Source organism: Micromonospora sp. BS32 (assembly GCF_059089345.1).
Genome location: NZ_JBSSHR010000001.1, coordinates 470,130 through 487,710, shown reverse-complemented (window position 1 = coordinate 487,710; position 17,581 = coordinate 470,130). Strand labels below are relative to the sequence as shown.

11 protein-coding genes are annotated in these 17,581 nt (G+C 75.3%); 8 read left to right on the top strand and 3 right to left on the bottom strand.

The window, feature by feature from the left end; translation table 11 throughout:
• The first annotated feature begins 26 nt into the window (after nucleotides 1-26).
• Nucleotides 27-2,108, top strand: coding sequence for a hypothetical protein (locus AC5RWQ_RS02330; RefSeq protein WP_494281069.1), 2,082 nt, complete (start codon nucleotides 27-29; stop codon nucleotides 2,106-2,108).
• 9 nt (nucleotides 2,109-2,117) lie between these two features.
• Here AC5RWQ_RS02330 and AC5RWQ_RS02325 read toward each other — a convergent pair whose 3' ends face one another.
• Genes AC5RWQ_RS02325 through AC5RWQ_RS02315 form a run of 3 tightly spaced genes read right to left on the bottom strand, consistent with a single transcriptional unit; the run spans nucleotide 2,118 to nucleotide 6,909 of the window.
• Nucleotides 2,118-4,082 (bottom strand): caspase family protein, encoded by a 1,965-nt coding sequence (locus AC5RWQ_RS02325; protein ID WP_494281068.1) that lies wholly within the window; start codon nucleotides 4,080-4,082, stop codon nucleotides 2,118-2,120.
• Nucleotides 4,079-5,377: a hypothetical protein gene (locus tag AC5RWQ_RS02320; RefSeq protein WP_494281067.1), complete on the bottom strand. Its 1,299-nt coding sequence runs from the start codon at nucleotides 5,375-5,377 to the stop codon at nucleotides 4,079-4,081. The genes AC5RWQ_RS02325 and AC5RWQ_RS02320 overlap by 4 nt, the downstream gene beginning before the upstream one ends.
• Entirely contained in the window at nucleotides 5,374-6,909 is a 1,536-nt protein-coding gene (locus tag AC5RWQ_RS02315; protein ID WP_494281066.1) for a vWA domain-containing protein, read from the bottom strand. Before AC5RWQ_RS02315 ends, AC5RWQ_RS02320 begins: the two co-directional genes overlap by 4 nt.
• Nucleotides 6,910-7,028: 119 nt before the next feature.
• Here AC5RWQ_RS02315 and grpE point away from each other — a divergent pair, with 119 nt between their 5' ends.
• From grpE to AC5RWQ_RS02280, 7 genes are read left to right on the top strand one after another with little or no spacing between them, the layout of a single operon-like run.
• Nucleotides 7,029-7,781: a nucleotide exchange factor GrpE gene (gene grpE / locus AC5RWQ_RS02310; protein WP_494281065.1), complete on the top strand. Its 753-nt coding sequence runs from the start codon at nucleotides 7,029-7,031 to the stop codon at nucleotides 7,779-7,781.
• A 29-nt stretch (nucleotides 7,782-7,810) separates the two neighbouring features.
• Complete coding sequence (locus tag AC5RWQ_RS02305) at nucleotides 7,811-9,481, top strand: Hsp70 family protein (protein ID WP_494281064.1); 1,671 nt, start codon at nucleotides 7,811-7,813, stop codon at nucleotides 9,479-9,481.
• A gap of 5 nt (nucleotides 9,482-9,486) precedes the next feature.
• Nucleotides 9,487-12,147 carry a SaeA-related protein gene (locus AC5RWQ_RS02300; RefSeq protein WP_494281063.1) on the top strand — a complete coding sequence of 887 codons (2,661 nt, stop codon included), beginning with the start codon at nucleotides 9,487-9,489 and terminating at the stop codon, nucleotides 12,145-12,147.
• Nucleotide 12,148: 1 nt separating this feature from the next.
• The gene (locus tag AC5RWQ_RS02295) at nucleotides 12,149-13,342 is read left to right on the top strand and encodes a hypothetical protein (protein WP_494281062.1); all 1,194 of its coding nucleotides are present in this window, start codon (nucleotides 12,149-12,151) and stop codon (nucleotides 13,340-13,342) included.
• Entirely contained in the window at nucleotides 13,339-15,747 is a 2,409-nt protein-coding gene (locus AC5RWQ_RS02290; protein ID WP_494281061.1) for a GTPase-associated protein 1-related protein, read from the top strand. Before AC5RWQ_RS02295 ends, AC5RWQ_RS02290 begins: the two co-directional genes overlap by 4 nt.
• A gap of 3 nt (nucleotides 15,748-15,750) precedes the next feature.
• On the top strand, nucleotides 15,751-17,310 hold the full coding sequence (locus tag AC5RWQ_RS02285; protein WP_494281060.1) for a TRAFAC clade GTPase domain-containing protein: 1,560 nt from the start codon (nucleotides 15,751-15,753) through the stop codon (nucleotides 17,308-17,310).
• Entirely contained in the window at nucleotides 17,303-17,581 is a 279-nt protein-coding gene (locus AC5RWQ_RS02280) for a hypothetical protein (protein WP_494281059.1), read from the top strand. The genes AC5RWQ_RS02285 and AC5RWQ_RS02280 overlap by 8 nt, the downstream gene beginning before the upstream one ends.

Below are 17,581 nucleotides of genomic sequence, written 5' to 3'. Positions count from 1 at the left end.
CCGCACGAAGACGAGAGGGGCCGATCGTGAACGAGGACAAGGAGACGCGGCTGCGGGCTCAGCTGGCCCGGCTGACCGGCCCCGCCCGCGTCCGCCCCCTGATGGAACTCTCCCAGATCCTGGTCGACCGCTACTGGCGGATCGGCCCCGGGCAGGCGACCGGCCGCCCGATGCTCGACGACGCCATCGACTGCCTGGCGGAGGCGTACGGCATGTTCGGCCCCGGCGACCCCCTGCGCGCGCAGATCGCCGCCCAGCTGGGCTGGCTGCTAAGCGCACGGCACGTCGCGCACGGTGGCCCGAACGAGGACCGGGAGAAGGCGATCGGGCTGCTGGAGGAGGCCGTCGCGGCGGTGGGACTGCCACCGGTCTTCCCCCTCATCGCCCGCTTCGCCCTCGGTCAGCTCTACGTGACCGGGCTGGTACGCGGCCTCGGCTCGCACGGGGTCACGGGGCTGCTGAGCGGCACCCCGGCCGACCCCGCCACGCTGGCCGAGGCCGAGCGGGCGGTGGAGTGTTTCCGCCAGGTGGTCGCCGCCGACCAGTTGGGCGCCGAGATGGCCGAGGCCACGAAGGTCATGCTGGAGATGGCCGAGGCGGTGCGGGACTTCTTCCGTACGCCGCGGGGCGGCGCCGTCCCGTTCGACCTCGGGCCCATGATGCAGCTGATGGCCACCCTCCAGGAGATGCAGCAGCGGATGAGCAGCGGCGCCGTGGCCGGGCTCTCGATGCCCTCCCTGTTCGACCTGTCCGCCACGGCCACCGTCGACCCGCTGGACCGCCCCGTCACCGTCGTGACCGTGCCGGACCGGGCGAAGGCATCCGTACCCACGCCACGGCCGGCGCCGGCACGGCCCGACCCGGCGGCCCTGCGCCACGCCGTCAGGGAACGGCTCGGCGGCGGCGAACCGTCCGCCGCCCTCGCCGCGCTGCTGCGCCCCGGCGCCCCGGCCCCGCAGGTAGGGCTGGTGGACGACCTGGTGGGGCTGGCCAGCTCGGTCGCCCACGCGGCGGGAGTCGCGGTCACCGCCGCGGACCGGGTCACCCTGGCGGTGGCGTTATACCTGCGCGGCAGGGACGACGCCGACGACGGCTGGGGCGACACCGACGACGACGCCCGGTCGGCCGCCGGGCACCTGCTGGCCGCCGCGGACGCCCTGCCCGCCGAGCCGTCCGGCGTCGTCCCGCTCGCCGTGGACCTGGCCCGGCTGCTCGACGAGCGCCACCCCGCCGGACGGCTGGGCGAGACCCTGCACGCCGGTTTCGCCCCGGTGGCGGCGGCGCTGCACGGCGTACGGATCGCGGCACTGGCCTGGCCCCGGGCGGACGGCACACTGCTGCTGCGCGCGGAGACCGGCCGGTTCGACCACGTCCCGCCCGGTCGGGCCCTACCGGACCGGGTCGTGGTCGTGGGCGCCGGCCCGTTGCCGGACGACGACCCGGCGGTGGTCTCCCACGTCACCTCGGCCCGACAGGCGGCCGAGCTGGCCGCCCGGGTGCCGATGCGGGTCACCGAGGCGCCGGTGCTCGTCACCGATCCCCGCGGCGACCGCGGCCCGGCCGAGGTGGAGCGGCTCCGCCGCCTGTACCCACGGTCGGTCGTGCTCGGCCGGGTCGGGTCGGGCGCCGACGGTGCCGGCACCCCGGACGAGGTCCTCGCCCACCTCGACGCGTCGATGCTGCACCTGGACTGCGGCGTCGACGTCGACGGTGCGCTGGCCCTCGCCGGGCCGGCCGCGCTGACACCCGCCGCGATCGCCGGGCGGGCGGGCCGCGCCGGGGCGGAGGGTGGGCTGGCCGTGCTGCCACCCGTCGGTGCGGGATCCGGGCCGCTCGCCGGCGCGTTGCTCACCGCCGGCTTCACCGCCGTGGTCGACTGGGTCCGGCCGGTACCCCGCCCGGTCGCCATGCTGATGCTCACCATCCTGCACACCGAACTGGTCCGCGGTGGGCTGCGCCCGGCCGCCGCCGTCCGGGCGGTCGGCCGACGGCTCCGCGATCCTGGGAGGATCGCTCCCGCCCAGCTGCCGGCGACCCTCGCGGGGCGCACCGACCTGGACCTCACCGACCCCGCGTACCGGACGGCGATGGTGCTGCGGGGGCTCTGAGCCGACCGCTCACTCCCGGGGCACCGCCACCTCCAGGGGGACGGTCACCGTCGTCCAGTCGTACGCGCCGTCCTCGGCGGACGCCGCCAGGTCGCGATGCTGGACGGCGCGACCGACCCGGTCGAGGAACCCCCGGACGGCCAGCGGCCCGCGGTCCACCCCGCGCGGTGCGCCGAGCGCCGGCATCTCGAACGGTTCCGGGCTGAACTGCTCCTCGGCCACCACCAGCTTGAGCCAGTCCCGCACCCGGGCACCCGGCTCGGGCACCGAACCGGGCGGTAGGGCCGCCACGACCCGGCGTCCCCGCAGGGCCGCCGCCCGCCCGCCCGGCGCGACGAAGTCCCCCGGGAAGAGCTCGGCGTGCACCCGGAACCGCTCGGTCAGGTCCAACAGGACGCAGAACAGCTTCCGGTCACCGCGGTTGTGCAGGCGGACGAAGACGGTCGGCGGCGTCCAGCCACCCGGCCCCCGCCCGTAGCGGAGCCGCACCACCCCGTCGGCGTCGGCGGCGACGGGCGGCCGGTCGAACGGCGCGAGGTGCTCCCCCGGTCGTGCCGCGACCACCTCCACCGTCACCGCGCCGGCCAGGCCGGTCACCGGGTTGTTCAGCTCCCGGATCTGCCGCCACCGGGCGATGTGCTCCAGGACGTGGACGGTCTGCCGCGCCCCGTCCCGGTCGACGTCGGTCAGCTCCCCGGCGAGCCGGACGCCGCGCCGGTCCACCACAGTGGCCACCCCGCGCCGCGGGACGTGCACCCGCAGCTCCGGCGCAAAGTCGACGTGCGACGGGTCGACCGGGCGCAGGTGCGGCGACGGCCCGCCCCCGGGACCGGCGGAGCGCAGCGCGGCGAGCACCGTCGCGGCGGTGGCCCGGTCCTGGCCCGGCCCGCCCACCGCCACGGTGGTGACGGGCAGCGGCACCCGGCTGAGCGCCATCCGGTACTGCCGGTCCCGCTCGGGCTGCCAGCCGACCGGCTCGACCAGGCTCCGTTCCGGGAGCACCTGGACCACCCGGACCTCCCGCACCGGGAGCTCGCCCACCACGGCCAGCCGGATCTCGTCCGGCGCGGCGTCACCGACCAGGCCGTGACAACTGCCGGCGCCGACCTCCCAGCCCTGGCGGGCGTACCGCAGCAGCAGGCCGGAGGCGGGTGGGGCCAGCCGGCCGCCGAGGAAGGGCCGGTCGGCGATCCCCCGGGTGGCCGGCGTCAGCTGCGGCACCTGCCGGTACGCGTTCTGCTCCACCTCCGTCTGCGCCGCGACCAGCAGGTCCCGGTACGTCGCCGCCGGGCCGAGCCGGCCGAGGGCGTTCAGCAGAGCCCAGCTGAACAGGCCTCGCCGCTGGCCGCCCAGCTCCATCTCCTGGGCCAGTTCGTGGGACCGGCAGGCGGCCAGCGCGACGTGCTCCGGGGCGGGCGTCCCTTCGGGCGCCGCGTGCACCAGCTCCGGCAGGAGCAGCTCCCGGACCGGCGCGGCGGCCATCGGCGCCACCATCCGGGCGCGGGTGCCCGGCAGTTCCCGGGTGCCGCCCGCCGAGTGGCAGCAGTCGAGGACCACCGCCACGTGCCCGGCCCGCCGGGCGACCTCGTCGAGCAGGATCGACAGCTCCTTGTCCAGCAGGTCGGGCACCCCGCCGTCCCTGCTGTCCGCGCAGACCAGGGTCTGCAACATGCCCGTCGGCTCCACGAACCACCACGTCGGGGCGGGCGCCTCGGATCCGTGCCCGCTGAACCAGAACAGCGCGGAGTCCGCCGGGCCGGCCTGCCCCAGGTGGGACCGGAACGCCTCGATCACCGCCGCCCGGGTCGCCTGGCCGTCGTGCAGCGACAGGGCGTCGAGGGCGACGCCGGGCGCCAGCCGGGTCGCCAGGAAGGCCCGCGCCTCCGCCACGTCGGTACGGCACCCGCGCAGGTCGGGCACCGCCGGCGCCCGGTACGCGTTGATGCCGACCAGCAGGGCGTACAGGGTGCTCATGCCGTCTCCTCGGGTCCGATGTGCAGCCAGCCGTGCTCGACGAACCCCTTCGCGGGCAGCTCCACGGTGACCGGGGCGAAGTCCACCGGCAGCGGCGGCTCGGTGGCGTGCCGGATGACGTCCTGGAACAGCACGTCGGGCAGGCCGAGGACGAAGTCGACGGCCGGACGGGCGGTCAACGCGTCCCGCAGCGGCGGGCTGTCGAGGATCCGGTGCACCGCGATCGCCGACGCGCCCACCCACCCGTTCGGCGCGGGCTTGACCAGGCCCCGGTGCAGGGCCACCCGCATCCGCAGCCGGTCCGCCGCCGGCCGGCCGGCGTTGAGCGCGCGCAACTGCCGGCCCAGGCCAGCGACCAGGCGGGAGATCACCACCGACTCGTCGATCCCGGCCGGCAGTACGGTGAACTGGCCGTCGCCCTGCGGCTGGGGCCGGACGGCGGAGTCCGGCACGCCGGCTCCCCGCCGGACCCGGGACAGCAGCTCGACCAGGTCGCGCTGGACCTGCTCGGTGCCGGCGGTGCTGCGCCGGCTGTAGCCGGTGACGTCAACGGCCATGCAGAGCCGGACCGCCGCGCCCTCGACCGTCCCACCGGCCTCGAGCGCCTCGTCGAACGTCACCGACTCGCGCAGGCCCGCGCTGTACGGGTCGCGTCCGCTCGCCACCCGTACCCGCACGTCGAGCGTCCCGGCGACCCGGGTCGCGCCGGCCGGCAGCTCCAGCAGGGCGTGCATGCCGTGCACGCGGGGCACCAGCAGGTCCCCTCGCGGGTCCTCGTACACCCAGCCGAACTCGTGGCGGTGGATGCCGAAGACGTGGGCGCGGGGCGTTCCCGCCCGGCTCGCCAGCCGGGCCAGCCAGCCCGGTCGGGCCCGGGCCGCGGCCACGGTGTGCACCGCCGTCACCGAGGCCGGCTCGGCGAGCGCCGCCGGCCAGCTCAGGCCGAGCGTGCCGCCGTCGCCGTCGAGCCGCGCCGCGAGAGCCGCCGGGTCGGCGAGCGTCACCTCGAACCGGGCGGCCGTGTACCGCTGCCGCCGCGGCAGGGTGTCGAGGTCGAAGGCGAAGAGCGCGCCCACGTACCGCCCGCCGGTGGCCTCGGCACGGCGGCGCAGGTGCACCGGCAGGTCCTCGCCGGGCACGGGATACAGCAGCGGTCGCCCGCACCGTACGCCGATCGGCTCGGTCGGCCCGTCCTCCCCCGGACCGCGGCCACCGGCGGGTACGAGCTCGGCGAGGGCGAGGAGGTCGGCGTCGCCCAGCAGACCGACCGCCTCCTCGGCCGGGCCGCCGGTCACCGCGACGGCCCGGTGAGGCCGCCGACCAGGCCGGACCTCGCCGGCGTCGTGGTGCGCCAGGTGAAGTCGACGCCGCCCAGTGCGACGGTCTCCCCCGGGCCGCAGGTGCCGACCTCCCGGGCGGCCACCGAGCCGTCCCGGGAGTAGCCGATCACCAACCGGACCTCGGACGCGCCGACGGAGGAGCGGCGGGCGGTCACCTCGCCGTACCCGGGCAGCCCGGTCGAGTCCGCGGTGATCGCGGTCCGGCGGCCGCTGAGCAACAGGTCGCGTTCGCTGCCCGAGGCGTCGCGGAGACGCACCGTGCCGGCGAGGGCCGGGTGCAGCCGCCGCGCGCGGCCCCACCAGCCGGCGGCTGCCATCGCCACCACCAGCGCGGCGCCCAGCGCCCACCACCCGATGCTGCCGCGCTGGGCGGAGAGGGTGCCCCGGGTCGGGCCGTCGTCCAGCCGGGGGGCGAAGTCCGCGCCCAGCTCGCCGGTGAGCACCGCCGCCCACGGGGAGTCGACCTCGCCGTCGAGGGTGAACGCCGCGTCCCTGGTGACCCGGGCCAGCGGCGCGACCCGGCGGGGGCCGGCGTCCCAGTCGACCGTCACCGGGACGGTCGCGGAGCCTCCGGCGGGCAGCTCCACCGGCCCGCCGGGCACGGACACCCGCACGTCCGACCGGTCGCTGCGCACCACAAGGTGGTCGACGACCAGCGGGATCCTCGTGGTGGTCGACCGGAGCCGGACCTCCAGCCGGGTCCGGCCGGCCCCGATCCGTCCCGTGCCGGCCGGCCAGCTCACCCGGACCCCGTGGGACACGTCGTCGCCGAGGACGCTGCGCGCCTTCGCCGCGCGGGCCGCCGCCTTCGGCTGTTCCAGTTGGGCGCCCAGCCGGTCGATCGACGTGGGCGCGAGCACCCTGGCGCCGGGGTAGACCCGGGCGAGCAGCGGCGCGCCCGTCGACCCGGTCAGCGGCACGGCGTACGCGTTCAGGGACGTCTTCTTCAGCGACCGGGCGGAACGGACGAGCTGGTTCCAGGCGTAGCCCTGCTCGAACGGGTACGCGCTACCGGCGGGTGGGTCGTGCCGCCCATCGGTGAGCAGGACGACGGTGGCGATCGGCGGCGCCCCCCTGCGTCCCAGCAGCCGGAGACTCGTCTCGACGGCCGCGCCGATGTCGGTGTGCTGCCCGTCCGCGCTCCTGGGCAGCTTCGTCACCAGCTGGTCGGGGGCGCGGCCGGCCGGGCCGTCGTGGACCACCCGCGCCGAGTCGGCGAAGCTGACCAGGGCGACCCGGTCGTCCGGGGCGAGCGCGGCCAGGAACGTCCGCAGCGCCCGCTTCACCTGCTCGTACCGGCCGCCGTCGCGCATCGACCGGGACACGTCGACCAGCACCACGTAGTCGGCCGGCACCCGGTTGACGCCGAGCGCCGCGTACACCTCGTCGCTGTCCCCCGGAGCGCCCGTCGCCGGCGCGACGGGCAGGCAGGCCACCGCCACCGCCGTGAGCGCCGCCGCGACGGCCGCCACCGTACGCCGAACCATGCTGATCGTCCTCCGCCCCTGCCGTCCGTCGTCTGTCCCTGACGGACGGCGGAGCTGTCCGTCAGAGAAGACCGAGACGCCCACCGCGACTGCCGGATGGATCAGGGGAGGGAGCGCCGGTGCACGAAGAAGCGCACGGTCCCGAGGAGGATGTCGTCGTCGTCGACCCGGATCCGCCGGCGCCTGCGGTCGAGGTCCCCGCGCAGCCTGCGGTGGAGGTTCCCCCACAGCCGGTGGTCGGGTCCGCGCCCGCACCGGCCGTCGGGCCGGACCGGCTGGACGAGCTGACGGAGCGGCTGGGCGGCGAGCTGACCGGGCTGGCGGAACGGCTCGGTGGCGAGCTGGCCGGGCTGCGGGCCGAGATCGCCCGCACGCACGACCGGGCCGCGGCCCGCGAGCAGGTCATCGACCGGCTGCACGAGGAGAACCAACGGCTGCGGGCCGGTGAGCGGCTGCTGCTGCTCCGCCCGCTCCTGACCGACCTGCAGCGGCTGCGCCACGACCTGCTGCGCACCGCCGCCGGGCTGCCCCCGGCGTTCGATGCGGCGGCCGCCGCGGACATGCTGCGCAGCTACGCCGCCAACCTCGAACTGACGCTGGAACGGGGCGGCATCACCGTGGTGGCCCCCGCGGTCGGCGCGGCCTTCGAACCGTCGACCCAGCGGGCCACCGCGACGGTGCCGGCGAGCGACCCCGGCCAGGACGGCACGGTCGCCGCCGTGGTCCTCGACGGCTACCACGACGTCGAGGCCGGACGCACCGTCGTGCCCGCCGCGGTCCGGGTGCACCGCTGGGTCCCCGACCCGGAGTCCGCCGCGGTCGAGCCCCATCCGGAGCCGGAGAGCGGCAAGCAGCCCACGCCCACCCCGTGACAGCCGATCGATCGGCGGACAGGAGCAGGATGTCGGACGAGAACCTCACCTTCTACGGCATCGACCTGGGTACCACGTACTCGGTCGTGTCGTACGTCGACGAGACCGGACGGCCGGCCGTCGTCCGCAACGTCATCACCAACAACGAGACCACCCCCTCGGTCGTCTACTTCGAGCAGGACACCGGCGAGGTGGTGGTCGGCGAGGCCGCCAAGAACGTGTCCCGGCTCTACCCGTCCCGGGTGGTGGAGCGGGTCAAGCGGAGCATGGGCAAGGAGGCGCAGTGGGAGTTCGACGGGACGACGTACACCCCTGAGTCGATCTCCGCGCTGATCCTCAAGCAGCTGGCGCAGGACGCCGAGTACTACACGAATCGTCCGGTCCGCAAGGTCGTGATCACGGTCCCCGCGTACTTCGGCCTGCTGGAGCGGGACGCCACCCGCAACGCCGGCCGGATCGCCGGCCTGGACGTCGTCGAGGTGGTGCCGGAGCCGGTCGCCGCCGCCCTGCAGTACGACCTCGACGGCGACACCACCCGGACGGTGCTCGTCTACGACCTCGGCGGCGGCACCTTCGACACCACGGTCATCCGGATCGGCGCGGACGCCGTCGAGGTGCTCTGCACCGACGGCGACCAGCAGCTCGGCGGCACCGACTGGGACGCCCGCCTGGTCCAGTACCTGGTGGACGAGTTCGTCGCCCGCGCCCGGCCGGCCGAGGACCCGACCCTGGACGAGGAGTTCATGCAGGACCTCGCGCTGACCGCCGAGGAGGTCAAGCGGCAGCTGTCGACCGTGACCTCGCGCAAGGTGCCAATGCGCTACGCGGGCGCGTCCGCCTCGGTGGAGGTCAGCCGGGAGACGTTCGAGGAGATCACCGGCGACCTGCTCGACCGGACGGTGGTGTACACCGAACGCACGCTGCGCACACTCGGCGAGAAGCTCGGGGTCGACGACCCGGCCGCCGCCATCGACGAGGTGCTGCTGGTCGGGGGCTCCAGCAAGATGCCCGCCGTGGCGAGGCGGCTGACCGAGAAGTGGGGCTGGGCGCCGCGTCTGCACGACCCCGACCTGGCGGTGGCCAAGGGCGCGGCCCGCTACGCGCTCAGCCGGGCGCTGTGGGCGTGGGACGGCGAGGGTGCGGCGCCCACCGCCGAGGAGCAGCGTGAGCGGGTCCAGGCGCTGGCGCTGGCGACCGGGATGGACGAGGAGGCGCTGGCCGCCAGCGCCAACAAGCGGATCGTCACCGTGCTGCCGAAGTCGTTCGGGGTCAAGCTCCAGGACACCTCGGCGGCCGACTGGCGGTCCCAGCCGGAGAAGCTCTACGTCGAGCACCTGGTGCACGCGAACGAGTCGTTGCCCATCAGCCAGCGCGAGCTGAGCGCCCGCACGGTCGCCGAGGGGCAGACCGCGATCGAGATCGAGCTCTACGAGCAGGCCGGGGCCGCGGAGAGCCCGGAGCTGTCGGCGAACAAGCCGGTGGACAGGGGCAAGGGCCAGATCAGCCAGCTACCCCCGCTGCCCCGGCACTCGCCGATCAGCATCACGATGGACGTCAGCGACGGCGGTCAGCTGAAGTTGCACGCGGTCGAGCCGAGCAGCGGCAAGGAACTCCTGATCGAGGTGCAGGTCAGCGTGCTCAGCGAGGAGGAAGTGCAGGAGGCCCGGGAGGTCGTCGCGGGGCTCACGGTCCGGGGCTGACCACGATGGCGTTCGACCAGCGCGGATACCTGCGCGACGTGATCGGTCCGCTGCGGGACCGGCCGGGCGGCCTGTCGCCCACCGATCTCGCCCGGCACTACGCGGTCACCCCGGACATGTCCGCGGCCGAGCTGCGGGAGCACCTGACGGCGGTCCGGCGACTGTGGAACCAGCGCTCGGGTGGCGTCGACACCGCCGCCCGGGTCTGCGCGCAGCTGTTCAGCCGAGACGAGCAGCTGCGCGCCGAGCACGGCGCGGCCATGTTCGAGCCGTCGTGGTGGCGGGAGCGGATCGAGGAACACGGTCGCGGGGCGCGGGCGGAGTCCGAGCGGTTCGCCCGGGACCTGGCCCAGGCGTACGGCGCCCTGGGCCGGATCACCCGAGGCCAGCTCAAGGAGATCGCCGGGCACTGGCCGGGCCTGGACGCCGGCCAGATCGACGAGGCGGTCCGCCGCGCCGGCCTGGCCGTGGTCGACCCGGTGGAGCTGCCGACCGAGCCGGGCATGGAGCGCACCGGCTACCGTTCGCTGCTCCGGCTCCAGGACCTGCTCGGCGCGCCCACCGTCGTCCAGGTGGTGCATCCCGATGGCACTCCGTTCCGGCTGCTCGGCGCGGAGGCGGTGCCGCTCGACGCGGCCACCGTGCGAGCCCGGACGGAGGAGGCGAACCGGCTCGCCGACGCCGCCGCGGTGCGACACCGCAAGGAGGCCCTCGGCCTGCTGGAGCGGGCCGCCACCGACGGCGTGGACCTCCGCCTGTTGGCGCTGTTCCAGGTGATCGACCGGCTCCGGTCCGGGCGGGCCAGGGGGCTGGCGGACGGGATGCTGGTGCGGATCGCCACCGACACCGGGCTGGAGCAGTCCGACGCCCGGTCCGTGGTGGCCAACCTGCCGCTCGACACCGACCAGGAGGCCGGTCCGGCGGGCCGGATCCGCGATCTGGTCGCCGACGGCCAACTGCTCGCGGCCCGGCAGGCCCTCGCGGTGCTGCCCGCGGACGACCCGCACCGCGACGAGCTGCGCGGCCAGGTCGACACCCTGCTGGGCGAGGTCGAGTCGCTGCGGCGGGCCGCCGACGAGGCCGCCCGGTCGGAGCGCGAGGACGAGGCGGCCCGGCTGCTCCGGTCGGCGCTGCGGATCGCCGCGGACGACGACGACCTCGCCGACCGGCTGGCCGCGCTCGCGCCGCCGCCCCCACGTGACCTGGCGGCGCGGGCGATGGACACCGGCGTCCGGCTGACCTGGACGGCACCGCCCGCCCAGACGGCCCAGGTGCGCTACCGGGTGGTCCGCTCCGACCGGCCACCCCGCTCGGCCGGCGACGGCGAGGTGGTCGTCGAGGGCCCCCTGACGGAGGCGACGGACGCCGCCGCGCCACCCGCCCGGCCGCTGCTCTACGGCGTCTTCGCCAGCGTCGGCGGGGACTGGTCGCGCCCCGCCACCGTGGCGACGCGCGTCGTCCCGCCGGTCACGGCCGTGCAGGTGTCGGTCCGCCCCGACGAGGTGTCCTGCTCCTGGCGGGCGCATCCGGCCGCGGAGGCCGTCCGGGTGCGTCGCACCCTCGGCCGGCCGCCGGCCTCCGCCGAGGACGGGGAGCCGGTGACCGCGAGCCGCGCCGGGCTCTCCGACGACACCGGGGACGGGAGCACCGACCGTTACTACGGTGTCGTCGCGGTCTACCGGAATGAGCACGGCGCCGAGGTCGAGGGGCCGTTGGTGGTGGCCCGCGCCGTCCTGCGGGACGCGGCGCCGCTGCACGTGGAGCGGCTGCGCGCGCACATCACCGCGCTCGACGCGCGGACGGCCACCGCGCACTTCGCCTGGCTCACCCCGGCCGGCGGGACAGTGTCCATCCGCCGGTCGGAGCTGCGCCCGACGTGGGCGGCGGGCACCCGGATCCGCCGCGACGAGATGGAGGGGTACGGCGAGGCGCTGGTCAGCGACCGGATCGTGCAGGAGGCGGAGACCCTGCTCGAGGTGACCGTGCCCAGCGGCCGGTTCGTGTACGTCCCGTTCACCGTGGACCGGGCGACGGACACCGCCGTGGTGGGCGAGCCCCTCGCGCTCGGGGTGACCGAGCCGGTCCGGCAGCTCGTCGCCCGCCGCACGGGTGACGAGGTCAACGTGGCGTGGGTGTGGCCACCGTCGGTGAACCTGGCCGAGGTCACGTTCACCCCGCCGCAGGGCGCGCCGACGGTGCGACGACTGACCCGGGGGCAGTTCACCGAGTCGGGCTGCCGCCTGCGGGTGGGTCCCGCCGGTGGTCGGGTCTCGGTCCGGACGGTGGAGCGTGGCGCCGGCGGCGAGACGTACTCCGCCGCGGAGTCGGTGCCGGTCGACGGGGTGCCCGTCGCGTTCGGCTACCGCATCCGGCGCGACGGTGGCCTGTTCAGCCGCAAGCGGCTGCTGAGCGTCGAGGTCGACCAGCCGTGCGAGGGGGTGGAGCTGGTCCTGGTGGCCGCCTCCGGAATCGCGATGCCGGCTCGAGCCGAGCGCGGCCGCGTGGTGAGCCGGGTGACCGGGCTCTCGCTGCACCCGGACGCGCCGTGGCAGCTGCCGTTCACCCTGCCCGCCGGGCTGGCCAAGCCGTACTGGCTGCGCTGTTTCGTGGTCCAGCCGCCCGGGGCGCGGGTCACCGATCCGATCGACGAGATGAAGGTGTCCTGACATGACGACCCTCTCCTGCCCGTACTGCTACGGGAAGATCGACCCCCGCGGGCCGTGGTTCCGGTGCACCGGGCGGCGGTCGCCGGGGAAGGACCCCTGCAAGCCGCAGTGGGACGAGGCTCGGGAGCGAGAACTCGGCATCAAGGAGCTGGTGCTGCCGTCGTTCGCCGGGCCCCGACGCGCCCTGCGCCCGGTGGCCGCCGCGCCCTGCCCGCACTGCGGGACCGAGTCCGCGGTCAAGGTCTGCCCGAACTGCCACAGCCGGCTGCCGGCGGCGTTCGGCGAGGGGCGCAGCCCGCTGATCGCGATGGCCGGCGCCCGGCACACCGGCAAGAGCGTGTACCTCAAGGTGCTGGCGCACCAGCTCCGCCGTGGCATGGGGCAGCGGTTCGGCGCCGACGTGCGGCTCGCCGGCGATCGGCAGTTCCAGCAGGAGACCGGCGGTGGCATCGACTTCCTCGACCCGGCCGGTGAGCTGTTCCCCAATGGCCGCCTCTACCAGCGGACGAACCAGGCACCGCAAGGCCGGCGTGAGCCGATCGTGTTCGCGTGGCGGCAGAACCGCCGGATCACCGGCTACGACACGACCTTCCTGTCCTTCTTCGACACCGCCGGCGAGGACCTGCTCGACCAGGAGACGGTCGACAACCTCGGTTACCTCGGCGCGGCCGACGCCCTCATCCTGCTGCTCGACCCGTTCATGATCCCGCAGGCACGGGACCGGATCCGGCTGCCGGACTCGGCGATCGACACCCACGCCAGCACCATCGACGTGGTCAACCGGGTGACCGAGAACCTGCGGATCAGCCATCGTCTCGGTGGCCGCAGGAACATCCCGATCCCCGTGGCGGTCGCCTTCGCGAAGATCGACGCGTACTTCGACGTGCTCGGCGCCGACCATCCCCTGGTCCGCCGCCCGGAGCCGGGGCCCTACTACGACGAGCAGGCCGGCCGGGAGACCCACGAACACGTCCGGGCGCTGCTGCACGACTGGGGCGCAAACGACATCGACACCCACCTCACCCACAACTACAAGAACTTCCGCTACTTCGCGGTCTCCGCCCTCGGCTCGGAACCGGACTACGACACCGACCGGGTCGACGTTCGCGGGGTCCAGCCGTTCCGGGTGGACGAGCCGCTGCTCTGGCTGCTCAGCGAGTTCAACGTGGTGCCGCGCCGCCAGGCGGCCCGATGACCGGACACTTCGAGACCCTGATCTACACCGACTGCCGGCCGGGTCAGGGGCTCAAGGGCAGCGCGGGCCTGCAGTTCCAGGCCCGGTCGGCCGACTCCGCCGTGGCGGCGGAGATGCTGGTCAAGGACCACCTGCTCTACGAGCCGCCGTCGCGGTGGATGGCCGACCGGCGGCCCGTCGAGCAGTACCCGCCCTCGTTCGCGCACATCAGCTCCAATGGCGTCCTGGCCACGGCGACCGGGCTCTACCTCGGCCGGGAGGCGAACGGCACCCGGGAGGGCAACCAGCTCACCCACGCCATCGTCACCACCGACCCGGCCAGCTATGCCGACCTGCGGCCGGCCCAGTTGTTCCAGGCCGGGTTCTGGTCGACGGCCCCCGCGCCGACCACCCGGTCCGAGCCGGTGCGGCTCGGCGACGGGGTGGGGGCCGACCACTCCCCGACGCACGCCCAGGCATTCGTCCTCGACCAGCCGAACGGCCGGGAGACGTTGCTGGCGCTGGTCTCCGCGCTCGCCGACGCCGGGCGGCCCGGGCGGTCGCGGGTGCTCTTCGTCGGCGACGACATCGCCTCGATCGTGGGCTGGCTGGTCGCCAGCACCCTCCTGCTGCCCCGCGAGCGGGCGCTGGAGCTGGGCTTCAAGATCTTCTCGACCGACCCGGCGCGCTCGGCGCTGCCGGTCGTCGCGGTCCTGCCGGAGTTCGCGGGCCCGGCCGGCCGGATCGACAACGCGCTCGGCTACGCCGTGTTCGACCTGCACCGGCACCAGCACACGCCGATGGAACCGACCGCGTCCGCCCGCCGGTGGGTCGACCTGTTCCTGACCGAGGACCCGCGGGACGTGGTGGACGCCCTGGGTGTGGCGACGGCGTCCGGGCTGGCCGGCGACGGCGGCGCGGCGCAGGAGGAGGCCGCCGCCGCGCTCGGGCTGGCCGCCATCCTGCACCGCCTTCCCGAGCCCCGGCACGCCGAGGCCATCGTGGGGTGGTTGCGCACCGGGCCGGAGGGGATGCGCCGGGCGTACGGCGCCGACATGGCGGACCTCTTCGCCGAGACGCCCGAGCGCTGGCCGCAGCGGGTGCTGGTGCTGCTCGACGAGGTCGGCTGTGACGGCCTGCTGCCCGGCAAGGCGGCCGACGTCCGGCTCGCCCTCATCATCGGCGAGCTGGAGGACGCCCGCGTCGAGGGCGCGGTGACCGACCGCCGGCTGCCTCCGCTGCCGGCCGGCGAGTGGCACCCCGACCACGACGACCAGGCCCGGCAACTCCTCACCGAGGCGCTCACCTCCGGCGTGACGCCGCAGCGGTTCGAGGCGCTGCTGCGGGTGGCGACCCGGTTCGACGTGGACGTCCAGTGGTCCGACATCGCCGGAGCCGCCGAGGACTTCGTCGGGTACTGGGCGGACCACCCGCGGGACGTCCGCCCCGCCGGGCTCGCGTGCCGCGACCAGCTGCAGGACCGGCTCCTGGCGGTGCTGGCGGATCGCGCCCGGCTCGGCGCGAAGGAGCGGGCCGAAGTCGGCGACGGCTGGTGGCGGTCACTGCTGCGCCAGTTCGAGACGCTGGCGTCCCCGCTGGCGGAGGCGGTGCTCGGCGCGGCGGTGCGGCACCGCGACGAGCGGGACGCGGTGATCGAGCGGTTCCTGACCGCCAGCCGAGACGATCCCGGTCGCTTCTCCTGGCTGGCGGGGGCGCTGTGGAGCCAGTCCGCGCCGACGATGGCGGAGCTGGAACTGGTGCTCGACCGCGCCCCGGACGGCACGCGCCTGCCCGGCCGGGTCTTCCAGAAGGTCGTCGACGAGGTCACCGCCGGCGCGGCGCCGGACCCGCGCGTCTTCGACCTCTGTCACCGGCTGGTCGCCCGCGGCCTGATGACACCCACCGCCCGGATCGCCGCCGAACTGGTCGAGGACGAGAGGCTGACCGACGCCGTCGCCGGACTGCGCCGCAACCCCGACGAACGTGGCAAGGCGGTCCTGCTCAAGCGGCTGCGCGACTGCCCCTCACGACTGGTCGAGATGCGGCTGGCCGAGGTGGTCGTGGCGCTGAGCCGGGTGGTGGCCTTCCTCAACCTCGACGGGGTCCTCGACCGGCATCCGGCCCTGATGGCCCCCTTCGTCGACCGGCTCGTCGACGCGTTGACGACCGAGGACGGCGAGGCGCCCGCGGTGCTCGCCTATTACCTGGTCTCCGGCTCGGGTCCGCCCGCCGCGCAGCAGGTCAAGCGCCTCGAACAGGCGCTCGGGCAGTGGTTGACCCGAGCCCCGGACGGTCAGCTCGAACGGGCCGACCAGCACTTCGCCCAGCTCGACAGGGCCTGGCGCAAGGGTTGGCAGCGGTACGCCGACAACTACAGCGGCCGGCGCCGCCGGTACCGCCTCGCCCACCCGTTCCGGGACCGGTGAGCCGTGCGGTTCATCGGGCGCGTTCTGCACTTCGCCGTCAGCCTCGGTCTGCTGTTCTCCGTCGCCCTGCCGCTGGCCAACCTCACGGCGATCGCCGGCCTGGCCGCGGGGGTCGCCGTGGTGCTCGGGGTCGCCGGTGTCGTCCTGCTCGGACGCGCCTCCTGGGTGCGGGTACGCACTCCCGACGACGTCCACGGCGGCGCGCTGGCGGGTCGGGTGGCGCCGGCATTCGTCCGGCGTGACCGGGCCTGGCCGCAGTACTTCGCCGCCCAGGTGCTGCTCGACGCCCGGGCGCTGGTGGACCGCGTACGGCTGATCACCCGTGCGGTCTGGGTCCGGCCCCGCCGGTGGGCCCGGGCCCACCGGGTGTGGTTCTGGTGGCCGTTCTACGTGCCGGTCCTCGCCGTGCAGGCCGGGGTGACGCTGGGCGTGGTGGCCGGGGTGCTGGGCGCCGCGCTGGTAACCGCCGGGGTCACGGTGGTCGCCTGGCTGGTCGGCGTGCCGGTGGTCCTGCTGCTGCGCGGGGTGGACCGGGGCTGGCAGGCGGCGTTGGGCGCGCGGGCGAGCTGCCGGCACTGCCACCAGCTCACGGCGGTTCCGGCGTACCGCTGCCGTGGAGCGCACCCGCCCGGCCACCGGCTGACCGGCGCGGACCTGCACCGGGATCTGCGCCCCGGGCGGCTCGGCGTGCTGTGGCGGCGCTGCGGCTGCGACGCGCTGCTGCCCACCACCGTCCTGCGCGCCGCGTTCAGCCGCCGGCTGGAGGCCTGCTGCCCGAGCTGCGGGGAACCGCTGCTGCCGGGCGCCGGGGTGGTCACCGACGTACGGATGCCGGTGTTCGGCGCCGCGTCGGCCGGCAAGACGCAATTGATCATGTCGGCGCTGGCCGGCCTGGAGCGGGCCGGGAAGCGGGCCGGCGTGGAGGTGTCCCTGCCGGACGAGCACAGCCGGCAGCGGCACGAGGTGTACGCGCGGCTGATGCGCGAGGGGGCGTCGCCGGCCAAGACCGAGGCGTCCGGCCCGCCGGTGGCGATCACCCTCCGGCTGGCCCGGGGGCGGCGGGTGGCGCTGGTGCACCTCTTCGACGCGGCCGGCGAGAACCTGGTCGACCGGGAGCAGAACGCCCGGCTCGCCTACCTCGACCACGCGCGTTCCCTGATCTACGTCCTCGACCCGTTCTCGGTCCGCCGGGTACGCGACGAGTTCGCGAGCGGGGCGCCGGAGGTCTTCGCCGCGGCCAACCCGGCGACCTACGACCCGGAGGACGCCTACAACGCGACCGTGCAGCGGTTGCAGGAGTACGGCGTCCCCACCGACCGTCGACGGCTCGCCTTCGTGGTGTCCAAGGCGGACCTGCTCGAGAAGATGTCCGCCGGTCCCGGGGGTTCCGCCGGGGTGCGGGCGTGGTTGCGGGAGAACGGGCTGGGCAACCTCGTGCTGTCCGCCGAACGCGACTTCCGGGAGGTGCGCTTCTTCCTGGTCTCCGGGCGGGATGCCGGCCCGGACGGCGGGTTCGGGCCGGCGAACTGGATCCTCACCAGGGAATGGAGCGGTCTTGGCTGAGCAGGGGCAGGGACGGGTGCCACCCGGTCACCGGGCGGCACGGCTGGTGATCCTCGGCGCGCTGCTGGCCGCGTTCGCCTTACCCGGCGCGGGCGGGTTCACCCGGGGCGCCTGGGACCAGGCCGGGCAGGTCGTCGGGTACTTTTTGGCGCCGCTGCGGGGCAGGGCCGAACCGGTGCCTCCGCCCACACCGTCAGCCACCGCGGCCAAGCCGAAACCCAAGCCGAAGCCGAAACCGAAACCCACGCCGACCAGGAGCCGGGCCCGCTGA